The 11,339-nt window shown below is 71.1% G+C and carries 11 protein-coding genes; 10 read left to right on the top strand and 1 reads right to left on the bottom strand.

What is annotated here, in order from left to right:
- Nucleotides 1–82: 82 nt before the first annotated feature.
- The 9 genes from JX575_RS15565 (at nt 83) to JX575_RS15525 (ending at nt 10,313) form a co-directional block, all read left to right on the top strand.
- Nucleotides 83–1,372, top strand: a complete 1,290-nt coding sequence (locus JX575_RS15565) for a CoA transferase (protein ID WP_186342730.1) — start codon at nt 83–85, stop codon at nt 1,370–1,372.
- Between the two features lie 61 nt (nt 1,373–1,433).
- Entirely contained in the window at nt 1,434–1,826 is a 393-nt protein-coding gene (locus JX575_RS15560) for a hotdog domain-containing protein (protein ID WP_186342731.1), read from the top strand.
- A gap of 44 nt (nt 1,827–1,870) precedes the next feature.
- Complete coding sequence (locus JX575_RS15555) at nt 1,871–2,839, top strand: tripartite tricarboxylate transporter substrate-binding protein (RefSeq protein WP_206054418.1); 969 nt, start codon at nt 1,871–1,873, stop codon at nt 2,837–2,839.
- On the top strand, nt 2,836–3,432 hold the full coding sequence (locus JX575_RS15550; RefSeq protein WP_186342732.1) for a tripartite tricarboxylate transporter TctB family protein: 597 nt from the start codon (nt 2,836–2,838) through the stop codon (nt 3,430–3,432). Before JX575_RS15555 ends, JX575_RS15550 begins: the two co-directional genes overlap by 4 nt.
- A gap of 3 nt (nt 3,433–3,435) precedes the next feature.
- Complete coding sequence (locus JX575_RS15545) at nt 3,436–4,938, top strand: tripartite tricarboxylate transporter permease (protein ID WP_186342733.1); 1,503 nt, start codon at nt 3,436–3,438, stop codon at nt 4,936–4,938.
- 20 nt (nt 4,939–4,958) lie between these two features.
- A complete protein-coding gene (locus JX575_RS15540; RefSeq protein WP_186342734.1) occupies nt 4,959–5,738 on the top strand; it encodes an enoyl-CoA hydratase in 780 nt (259 codons plus the stop codon).
- A complete protein-coding gene (locus tag JX575_RS15535; RefSeq protein ID WP_186342735.1) occupies nt 5,735–6,928 on the top strand; it encodes a CoA transferase in 1,194 nt (397 codons plus the stop codon). The genes JX575_RS15540 and JX575_RS15535 overlap by 4 nt, the downstream gene beginning before the upstream one ends.
- Nucleotides 6,929–6,944: 16 nt before the next feature.
- The gene (locus JX575_RS15530) at nt 6,945–7,898 is read left to right on the top strand and encodes a fumarylacetoacetate hydrolase family protein (protein ID WP_186342736.1); all 954 of its coding nucleotides are present in this window, start codon (nt 6,945–6,947) and stop codon (nt 7,896–7,898) included.
- Between the two features lie 42 nt (nt 7,899–7,940).
- Nucleotides 7,941–10,313, top strand: coding sequence for a pyruvate dehydrogenase (locus tag JX575_RS15525; RefSeq protein WP_241005198.1), 2,373 nt, complete (start codon nt 7,941–7,943; stop codon nt 10,311–10,313).
- 50 nt (nt 10,314–10,363) lie between these two features.
- Here JX575_RS15525 and JX575_RS15520 read toward each other — a convergent pair whose 3' ends face one another.
- Entirely contained in the window at nt 10,364–10,726 is a 363-nt protein-coding gene (locus JX575_RS15520) for a YchJ family metal-binding protein (RefSeq protein ID WP_206054663.1), read from the bottom strand.
- A gap of 52 nt (nt 10,727–10,778) precedes the next feature.
- Between JX575_RS15520 and JX575_RS15515 the strand changes: the two genes are divergently transcribed.
- Nucleotides 10,779–11,321 carry a hypothetical protein gene (locus JX575_RS15515; RefSeq protein ID WP_186342738.1) on the top strand — a complete coding sequence of 181 codons (543 nt, stop codon included), beginning with the start codon at nt 10,779–10,781 and terminating at the stop codon, nt 11,319–11,321.
- Nucleotides 11,322–11,339 lie beyond the last annotated feature (18 nt).

Raw genomic sequence — 11,339 nt, 5'->3', positions numbered from 1 at the left:
TCGACAAGGCAAGGCCTCTCGCGGGCCGGTCGGACACCCGGACGCCAGGATTCCGCCGCTTCCAGAAGAGATCGGACAGCCGATGACCACCCCCGCATCACCACCCACCACGAAGGGATCCGGGCCGCTCGACGGCATCGTTGTCCTCGAGGTGGGGGCATTCATGGCTGCCCCGTTCGCCACGATGCACCTCGCCGACCTCGGTGCCCGGGTGCTGAAGGTGGAGAACCCGGCCACGGGCGGCGACCCGGTGCGTGCCACCGGCCCCTTCGTCGCCGGTGAGAGCTCCCCGTTCGCCCGGCTCAACCGCAACAAGGAGTCGGTCGGCCTCGACCTGAAGCATCCCGACGGGCTGGCGGCGTTCCGCCGGCTGGTCGAGGGCGCGGACGTCCTGGTGGAGAACCTGCGGCCGGGCACGATGCAGCGGCTCGGTCTCGGCTACGACGAGCTGCGACAGCTCAACCCGCGCCTCATCTATGCCTCCGCCTCGGGCTGGGGGCAGGACGGACCCCTGGCCATGCTGCCGGGGCTCGACATCATGGCGCAGGCCCGCGGCGGGCTGATGAGCATCACCGGGACCGCCGACGGTGACCCGGTGAAGATCGGGGTCCCGATCTGCGACCTCGTCTGCGCGATGTACGTCTCGATGGCCGTGCTCGCCGCCCTCCGGCAGCGCGACATCGACGGCGAGGGCCAGCACCTCGACGTCTCGCTCCTCGAGGCCGGGGTCTCGTTCGCGATCTGGGAGGCGGGCAAGTACTTCGCGACCGGCGAGGTCGGTGCCCCGCTGGGGTCCGCCCACCAGAGCACCGCCCCCTACCAGGCCGTACGCACGTCCGACGGCCACGTCACGGTCGGCGCGGTCACTCCCAAGACCTGGGAGGCCTTCTGTCGCGCACTCGACCTCGGCGCGCTGCTCGAGGACGAGCGCTACGCGAGCGCGTCCGACCGGCACGCGCACCGACCCACCCTCATCCCGTCCATCGAGGCCGTCACCGCCACCCTCACCACCGACGAGGTCATCGAGCGGCTCGACGCGGCCGGTGTGCCCTGCGCGCCGATCGCGAACTACGAGCAGGTCTTCAACGACGACCACCTCAACCAGCGTGGCTACTTCTGGGACGCCGAGCACCCGGTCATGGGATCGGTCCGGCAGCTCGGGTCACCGATGCGGATGTCTCGGACACCGGCACGGCGCGGCAACGCCGGGCCCCTCCTCGGCCAGGACACCCGCGCCGCGCTCGAGGAGGTGGGGGGGTTCTCGGCCAGCGAGGTCACCGCACTGGCCGAGGCGGGCGTGGTCGTCGACCCCATGCGCCCCGGCCCCCCGCCGCACCGCCCGGCCGGCTCGCCGCAGCCGCCGACCGACTGATGCCCTGCCCCCGCCGACCTTCCCGCACCCACGCCCCGACCCACACGAGGAGAACGACCCGATGACAGAGCTTGCCCCCGGCACCGAAGGCGTCCTGGTGCGCACCGTCGAGACGCAGCACACCACCCGGCGCGGCCGCTTCGACATCTTCTCCACCCCCAACCTGGTGCTCCTCCTCGAGGAGGCCGCGATCGAGGCGCTCGCGCCGTACCTGCGCGACGACCAGGCCAGCGTCGGCACCAAGGTCGAGCTCGCACACACCGCGGCCACGCTGCTCGGGCAGACCGTGACGGCGACAGCCACCGTCACCGAGGTCGACCGCCGTCGCGTCGTCTTCTCGATCAAGGTCGTCGACGACGTCGAGGAGATCGGCTCGGGGACGCACGAGCGTTTCATCATCGACGTGCCCGGTTTCGAAGACCGCCTCGCCCAGAAGTCCTCCCGTCTCGGCTGAACACCACCCACCCCTCTCAGCGTCACCCATTGAAGGAGCTCCACGTGAAGCCCACCATCCGTACGACCTTTGCGGCCGCCGCCGTGCTCAGCCTGCTCACCGCCTGTGGCGGAGGCGGCGGCAGTGACGCCGACGGGGAGTTCACCCTCGACGGCGACGTCACCATGCTCATCCCGTTCGCCGCCGGCGGCGGCAGCGACCTCGCCGGCCGGGCCACGGCCGCCGCCATGGAGGCGGCCAACGACGACCTCAACATCAACGTCGAGAACCGCGACGGAGGCTCGGGCGCCGTCGGGTACGCCCAGCTCCAGGGTCAGTCCGGCAACGAGCAGTACCTCCTCGCCTCGGAGACCGCGTTGCTCGCGCTGCCGCTGAGCGGCGTCGTCAAGTGGACCTACGAGGACTTCACGCCGATCATGAAGATCGCCGACGACTTCACCCTGATGGTGACCCGTGCAGACGCTCCCTACGAGACCTGCGCCGATGTCGTCGACGCGGCCAAGAGCGACCGGATCGTGGCCGGGATCAGCGGGGCCACCGGCCTCGACAACGTCGTGTTCACCCTGACCGAGCAGCAGACCGACGTCGAGTTCGACCGGGTCTCGTTCGAGTCCGGCGGAGAGCTCACCGCCGCGCTGCTGGGCAAGCAGATCGACATCGCCTCCCTCAACCCGGGCGAGGTGATCGGGCAGCTCGAGTCCGGCGACATCAAGGCCCTGTGCGCCTACGCCGACGAGCGCTACGAGTACGACGAGCTGAAGGACATCCCGACCGCGAGCGAGCAGGGCATCGACGTGTCGTTCGCGCAGTTCCGCGGCGTGCTCGCCCCGGGGGACATCAGTGACGCGGCCAAGGACTACTGGGTCGAGCAGATGGAGGCGGCCATCGAGACCGACGAGTACACCACCTACATCGAGGACAACTTCCTCCAGGCCAACGCCGCCGGTGGCGACGAGTTCTCCACCTACCTCGAGGAGAACAGCTCCCAGCTGGCAGAGGTCATGGGCGAGTGAGCGCTCCAGCACGCCGGATCGCGGTCGAGGAGGCCGTCGCGTACGGCTTCCTCACCGCGATCGGCGGCTACGCCACGTTGACCGCGTTCGACTACCCCGCCTTCACCGAGGGCAACCGGATCGGACCGGGCCTCCTGCCGGCCGTCTTCGGCGGTCTCATCACGCTGATCTCGGCCGGGCTGCTCGTCTCGACGTTGACCGGACACCGGACTCGGCACGACCACGGCCTGGCCGAGGTCGCCCAGTCGGTGGCTCCGGACAGCCTTCCCGCGTCCGGGCCGGCAGCCGACACCGGGTCCGACGTCGAGAGTGCCGACAGTGGCGTCGACATCTTCGGTCGGACGGCGGCGCAACGGATGCGACAGCTGCAGATCGTGACCGTGGCGTTGGTGGTCGCACTCCTGCTCGTCCCCGTGGTCGGCCTCCTGGGCGCCCTGGGGCTGTTCAGCCTCTTCGCCTCGATCGTGGTCGAGCGCCGTCCCTGGCTCTCGTCGGTCATCATCTCGGCGGTGTCCGTGCTGGTGATCTACCTCGTGTTCTCGGTCGTCCTCAACGTTCCCCTCCCAGCCGGCGCTATCGGGATAGGTGGTTAGCAGATGCTCGACAACCTCATGCTGGGCTTCCAGACGGCGCTGACCCCCGAGAACCTGCTCTGGTGCTTCGTCGGGGTCTTCATGGGCACCGTGATCGGCGTCCTCCCCGGACTGGGATCCACCACCGGCGTCGCCGTGCTGCTGCCCCTGACTCTCGCCTTCGAGCCAGTCACGGCGGTGATCATGCTCGCCGGCATCTACTACGGCTCGCAGTACGGCGGCACCATCACGTCCGTCCTCATCTCCACACCGGGCGAGGCGGCGAGCGTGGTGACCACGCTCGACGGCTACCAGATGGCGAAACAGGGACGCGCCGGAGCAGCGCTGGCCATCGCGGCCATCGGCTCGTTCGTCGCGGCGATCATCTCGCTCGTGCTGCTCATCCTGCTGGCTCCGCCGTTCGCCCAGTGGGCGTTGAAGTTCGGCCCGCCGGAGATGATGGCCGTGATGGTCCTCGGCCTCGCGACGATCATCAGCTTCGCCGGCGACAACCGCCTGCTCGGCCTGCTCATGGCGCTCGTGGGACTCCTCATCGCCTGCGTCGGCGTCGACACCGGCAGCGGCACCGCCCGCTACACGTTCGACTCCATCTACCTGCTCTCGGGCATCCCGTTCGTGGAGGTGATGATCGGTCTCTTCGCGGTCGGCGAGGTGTTGAACCAGATCCATGAAGGAGCCGCGCGGCCCATCCGGGCGGGCTTCAGGGAGCTGATGATCACGAAGGCCGACCTGCTGCGGTCCCGTGGCGCCATCCTCCGCGGCAGCTTCCTCGGCTTCGCGTTCGGCGTCCTGCCGGGTGCCGGCTCGACGCTCGCCTCGTTCATGGCCTACGGCATCGAGAAGAACGTGTCGAAGAACAAGGCCGAGTTCGGCAAGGGCGCGATCGAGGGCGTCGCCGCCCCTGAGGCCGCCAACAACGCCGCGGCGAACGCCAACTTCGTGCCGACGCTGACCCTCGGCATCCCCGGCGGTGCCACGACTGCCGTGCTGCTCGGTGCGTTCCTGATGAACGGCATCCGGCCCGGGCCGCTGCTCTTCGACGAGCAGCCCGAGCTGGTGTGGGGCCTGATCGCCTCGTTCTTCATCGGCAACGTGATCCTGCTGCTGCTCAACCTGCCCCTGGCGCCGGTCTTCGCGCAGATCCTGCGCGTGCCCTACGGGTACATGTACCCGCTGATCCTGCTCACCAGCTTCATCGGCGCGTACTCCGTCACCAACAGCATGTTCAGCGTCTGGGTCGTGCTGATCTTCGGGATCGTCGGCTACTTCATGAAGCGGCTGGACCTGCCGATGGCGCCGCTGGTGCTCGGCCTGGTGCTCGGCCCGCTGTTCGAGAAGGCGCTGGTGCAGACCTCCGCCATGGGTGACGGCAGCCTCGCCATCATCTTCGAGCGGCCGATCGTCATGGTCGTCCTCGGCCTGGCACTGCTCCAGGTGGTCGCGCCGGCCATCTTCTCCCGTCTGCTCCGTGGCCGCCGCGCGGCGGCCACCGAATCCGTCCAGTGACCCCGGAGGTACCCCCCGACATGAACGACGCCCCGCAGCTGCTCGTCGAGCAGGACGGCCCCGTCCTCACCGTCACGTTCAACCGCCCGCGCCAGCGCAACGCGATGACGTGGGAGATGTACGAAGGACTGTTCGACGCGTGCGAGCGCGCCGACGCCGACGCCGAGATCAGGGTCATGGTGCTGCGCAGCAGCAGCGACAAGGCCTTCATCGCCGGCACCGACATCAGCCAGTTCGCCGACTTCACCGAGGGTGAGCAGGGCGTCGCCTACGAGGAGAAGATCGCTCGCATCACCAACCGGCTGGAGGACGTGGACGTCCCGACCGTGGCGGCCATCCAGGGCTTCTGCGTCGGTGGTGGCCTCGGCCTGGCGAGCGTCTGCGACCTCCGGATCGCCACCCCCTCGGCGCGGTTCGGGCTGCCCATCGCCCGGACGCTCGGCAACTGCCTGTCGATGAACAACTACTCGATCCTGATCCAGCAGGTGGGTCCGTCGGTGGCCCTCGACCTGTTGCTGCGGGCGCGGCTGCTCACGGGCGAGGAGGCGCACGCCTCGGGATTCGTGGCCGAGCTGTGCGGCGAGGACGAGCTGTCCTCTGCGACCGACGGCGTGGTGCAGACCCTGCTCGGTCACGCCCCGATCTCGATGTGGGCGGCCAAGGAGGCGGTCCGCCGGTTCCGCCGGATGACCATCCCGGAGGGCGACGACATCGTCGCGCGCGCCTTCGCCAGCGAGGACTTCCACCGTGCCGTCGCGGCCTTCGCCGCCAAGGAGCAGGTCGAGTGGCAGGGCCGATGACGACCGAGGTCGCCGGCCCGCTGGCCGGCACCGTGGTGCTCGACCTGTCCCGGGCGCTCGCCGGTCCACATGCGGCGATGATGCTCGCCGACATGGGGGCCCGGGTGATCAAGGTGGAGACGGCGACCGGTGACGACTCCCGAGGCTGGGGGCCGCCGTTCGTCGGGCCGGAGGACGACCCGGTGTCGACCTACTACCTCTCGGCCAACCGCAACAAGGAGTCCGTCCGCCTCGACCTCAAGACCCCGACCGACAGCGCGACGCTGGCGGCGTTGGTGGCCAAGGCCGACGTGCTCATCGAGAACTTCCGTCCCGGCGTGCTCGACCGGCTCGGGTTCCCGGTCACCCGCCTGGCCGAGATCAACCCACGACTCGTCGTGCTGTCCATCAGCGGGTTCGGGCACGACGGTCCGGAGGGTGGCCGCGCGGGCTACGACCAGATCGCCCAGGGTGAGGGCGGGCTCATGTCCCTCACCGGGCCGGACCCGCAGCACCCCACCAAGGTCGGCGTACCCATCGCGGACCTGCTGGCCGGGATGAACGGCGCGTTCGGCGTCGCGACCGCCCTCGCCGCGCGGGAGCGGACCGGACGCGGCACCGTGGTCCGGACCTCGCTGCTGGCGGCCATCGTGAGCGTCCATGCCTTCCAGGGGACCCGGTGGACCGTGGCGGGTGAGGTGCCGCAGGCCAGTGGCAACCACCACCCGGCGATCGCGCCGTACGGGTCGTTCCGGGCGGCCGACGGCATGATCCAGGCCGCTGTCGGCAACGACCAGCAGTGGCGCGTGTTCGCGGGCTGCCTCGGCCTGGACCCGGACGACCCGCGCTTCACCACCTCGCGGCTCCGCGTCGACCACCGCCCGGAGCTGATCGAGGCGATCGAGGAACGGCTCGCCACAGCGCCGGCGGACACCTGGCTGGCCCGCCTCGACGAGGCGGGCGTCCCGGCGGGCCGGATCCGCACGATCGACCAGGTCTACGAATGGGACCAGACGATCAGCCAGGGCCTGGTGGTCGAGGTGGACCACCCCACGCTCGGACCCGTCCGGCTGCCCGGGCCCCCGCTCCGCTTCGAGAGCCCGGAGGGGGAGCCGGCGGGCCGGACCAGCCACAGCCCGCCCCCGCTGCTCGGCGAGCACGACGACGCGATCCGCGCCTGGGCCGCCGAGAGCCCCTCGGTCGGCCAGTGACGGACGGACCTCTCCCATGCACCTGATCCGCTACGCCGAGCGCGCCACGTGGCGCGAGCGCGTCGGCGTCCTCGTCGACGACGACGTGCTGCCGCTGCCCGACGTCTCGGGCTTCGCCGAGCTGCTCCGGCGCCCGGTGGCCGAGATCCAGAGCCTGGTCACCCGACCGCCGGCCGGCGAGGCCTGCTCGCGTGACGACGTCCTGCTGCTCCCGCCGGTCGACGGCCGCATGGAGGTGTGGGCCGCGGGGGTGACCTACGAGCGATCGATGGATGCCCGGATCGAGGAGACCACCGCGTCCCAGGACGTCTACGCGCGGGTCTACGACGCCGAGCGGCCGGAGCTGTTCTTCAAGGCCCCCGGCTGGCGCACGGTCACCGACGGTGAGCCGATCGGCGTCCGGCCCGACGCCGCTCTCACCGTGCCCGAGCCCGAGCTCGCGATGCTCGTCACGGCCGGCGGCGAGATCCTGGGCTACACGATCTGTGACGACGTCTCGTCGCGCGACATCGAGGGCGACAACCCGCTCTACCTGCCGCAGGCGAAGATGTATGACGGCTCGTGCGCGATCGGGGCGCTCGTCCGGCCGGCCTGGGAGGTGCCCGATGCCCACGCGCTGGGGATCCGCCTCGTCGTCCGGCGAGACGGCCGCACGCTGCTGGACGAACGCACGAGCACCGCGCGCATGCACCGTCGGCTCGACGACCTCGTCCTCCACCTGGGCCGGGCCCTCGCGCTCCCGGACGGGGCGGTGCTCGCGACCGGCACCGGCATCGTCCCGGACCTCGACTTCACGCTCCGTCCCGGGGACCTCGTCGAGATCACGATCGACGAGATCGGCACCCTCAGCAACCCGACGGCCCCGTCCTCCACGATCCAGTGGCTCTCGTCGGCCGCCGACGACCCCTCACGCAGGGAGGCGCTGAGCCGCACCGGACGTGGTGGCGACGACGCTTCTCGGATGCACTGAACGCTTGACGACACGCGACGCACGATGACCGAGGAGACCAGCATGACCATGGCCCCGCCTTTCGGCACGACCGGCGCTGCCTCGGCGCAGGCGCCCCTGGCCCCGGGGGAGGACGCCGCGCAGGCAGCCGTGCTGCGCTCGATCTCGCAGCGCGTGCTGTGGCTCTCCGCCGCCATCGTCGACGCGGCCAACCGCGGCCGGCCCAACAGCAGCGGCGTGAAGGTCGGCGGGCACCAGTCATCCTCGGCGTCCATCGTCGACATCATGGTCGCACTGTGGTTCCACACCCTCGGTCCCACCGACCGGGTCTCGGTGAAGCCCCACGCCTCCCCGGTCCTGCACGCCATCAACTACCTGCTCGGCGACCTCGACCCGGCCTACCTGACGACGCTGCGGTCGAAGGGCGGCCTGCAGAGCTACCCGAGCCGGCTCAAGGACCCCGACACCGTCGACTTCTCGACCGGATCGGTCGGCATCGGCGCCACCGCCGCGTTGTGGGCGGCCGTGTCCCATCGCTACGCGCGCTCACACTTCCCGGACACGCCCGAGGCAGGCCGCTTCGTCAGCCTCCTCGGGGACGCGGAGCTCGATGAGGGCGCCATCTGGGAGGCCGTCGCCGACCCCCAGGTCGCCTCGCTCGGAGAGCTGCTGTGGGTCGTCGACCTCAACCGCCAGTCGCTCGACCGGATCGTGCCCGACATCCAGATCGAGCGGTTGCACGGCATGTTCGCCGCCGCCGGGTGGCAGGTCGTCACCCTGAAGTGGGGTCGGTTCATCTCCGAGCTCTTCGAGCGTCCCGGGGGACAGGAGCTGCGACAGCGACTCGAGGCGATGCCGAACGAGGAGTACCAGCGGATGCTGCGCGTCCCGGACACCGGCGTCGCCGAGCGCATCCTCGCCGCGCAGGAGTCGCCGGCACTGCGCGACCTCGTCGAGAGCCTGAGCCCCGAGGACCTCGCTCACGCCGTCCGAGATCTCGGCGGGCACGACCTGTCGCTGCTCGTCGACACGTTCGACGGTGCCGACGACCACCGCCCCACGGTGGTCTTCGCCTACACGATCAAGGGCCGCGGGCTGGCGACCGAGGGCCACCCCAACAACCACTCCGCCCTGCTGACCGAGCCGCAGATGCGGCAGCTCGCCGAGGCCTGCGGCACCGACCTCGCCGACCCCTGGGCGACCTTCCCCAGCACCTCCGACGCCGGCCGCCTGTGCGCCCGGCGTGCCGACGAGCTGCGCCGCCCCGCGCTGGCCAGCACCCCCGCGATCGCTGTGCCGACCTCGCTGGGGCACCCGCACCGCAAGCCGGTCTCCACCCAGGCGGCGCTGGGACGCCTGCTCGCCGACCTCGTCCGCGACGCCCCCGACGTCGCCGCCCGGATGGTGACCTGCAGCCCGGACGTCGCCTCGTCCACCAACCTGGGCGGGTGGATCAACAAGACCGGCGTGTGGTCCGTGCGGGAGCGCCATGACTGGTTCGCCGACGACCGCGAGCGCGTGCTGCGGTGGTCCGAGAGCGAGGCCGGACAGCACATCGAGCTCGGCATCGCGGAAGTGAACCTCGTCGGACTCCTCGGCGAGCTGGGCACCACGTGGTCGCGCTGGGGCGAGCGACTCATCCCGATCGCCACGATCTACGACCCCTTCGTCAGCCGCGCGCTCGAGCCGTGGTCCTACGGGATCTATGCCGGCGGGCAGTCCATCCTCGTGGGCACTCCCTCGGGAGTCACGCTCGCGCCGGAGGGCGGGGCGCACCAGTCCATCACCACGCCTTCCATCGGCCTGGAGCAGCCCGGCTGCATCGCCTGGGAGCCGGCGTTCGCCTCCGACCTGGAGTGGACGTTCCTCCACGCCGCCAGCCGGGTCGGCATCCCCGGCGGGACCTCGTCCTACTTCCGCCTCTCCACCAGGCCGCTCGACCCGGCGCTCGCCCGGCTGCCCGAGGAGCCGTCGCTCCTCGAGCGCCGCCGACGCCAGGCCATCGCGGGCGGCTACCGCCTCAGCGCCCACCCCGCCGGTCGCGACGACGTCACCCTGGTGGGCGTGGGTGCGATGATGCCCGAGGTCATCGCGGCAGCCGAGGTGCTGGCCGACAGTGGGGTCACCGCCGGCCTCGTGTGCCTGACCAGTCCGGACCTGGTCTTCAGGTCCTTCCAGCAGCACGGTGTCCGCGAGGCGGGCGACGGCGACATCGTCGGGGAGATCTTCCCGGCGCACGCCCCGGCACCGCTGGTCACGGTCCAGGACGGCCACCCCCACACCCTGTCGTTCCTCGCCGGGGTGCGTGGCGACCGCATCCGTTGCCTGGGTGTGACGGACTTCGGCCAGTCGAGCAGCCTGGCCGAGGCGTACGCCCTGCACCAGATCGACACGTCCGACATCGTGGACGCGGCCCTCGGCATCGTCGGCAGGTAGGGCCGACGCGGCGTCGCCTCCGCAGCTCGCCGCCCCCGCCGTGGTCGGCGTCAGCGCGTGACGTCCCGGTCGACCTCGCCGTCGACGTAGCACCACCGGCCGGCCCGGCGCTCGAACCGGCTCACCTCGTGCACCTGCCCGCCCTCGTAGGTCGCGACGAACTCGACGGTGTCGCCCTCGGCGGCCACGACCCGCAGGCCGGTCCACCGCGTGCCGGGGTCGGGACGGACGTCGTCGGGGCGGGTGCGCGGGTGCCAGGTGCGGAAGAGGTGGTCGGCGTCGCCGGTGACGAAGGCGGTGTAGCGCGAGCGCATGAGCTGCTCCGGCGTCGCCGCCTGGGCGACGTTGGCGAGCAGCGGACCGCAGCAGGCGTCGTAGGTCGCTCCGGACCCGCAGGGGCAGGGGGTGGGCAGCACGCCGCGAGGATATCGACATCGTTTGACTTGCGGTGTAATCATGTAATGCATGAAGAACGATGAGAGCCGTCGCGGTCGCCGCGGCGGGTGGCAGGTCGCGGACCTGCCGGACGCCTCCGACGCGTCCGAGTGGTTCCACGGGCGGCTGCCCGAGGCATGGTTCAGCGCGGTCGACGTCACCGTCGACCGCGAGGAGGTCCTCGTCGTCGGCACCCTGTCCGGTGCCGACGACCTCAGCGGTGCCGAGGCGGAGGGCCGCATCGGCCGCTTCCGCGCCGAGACGAAGGAAGAGCGCATCGAGATCGCGCGCGAGGCCCAGGCCCGCTACCAGCGCAAGGTGTCGTGGGGGGTGCGGATCGGCGACACCGAGGCGCTCTTCACCCACGTCGCCGCGCCGGTGATGACCCGGCTGCGCCAGCCGGAGCGGCGCGTGCTCGACACGCTCGTCGACGCCGGCGTCGCCCGGTCCCGCTCCGACGCGCTCGCGTGGTCGGTGCGGCTCGTCGGCGAGCACGCCGAGGAGTGGCTCGAGCAGCTGCGCGACGCGATGGCCGAGGTCGACAAGCTGCGCGGCGAGGGACCGGTGCTCTGAGCGGCCGCTAGGGTCGCG

Source organism: Nocardioides sp. zg-1228, from assembly GCF_017086465.1.
Lineage (GTDB): Bacteria > Actinomycetota > Actinomycetes > Propionibacteriales > Nocardioidaceae > Nocardioides.
The sequence above is the reverse complement of the archived record's forward strand: the minus strand, read 5'-3'. Positions and strand labels throughout refer to the sequence as shown.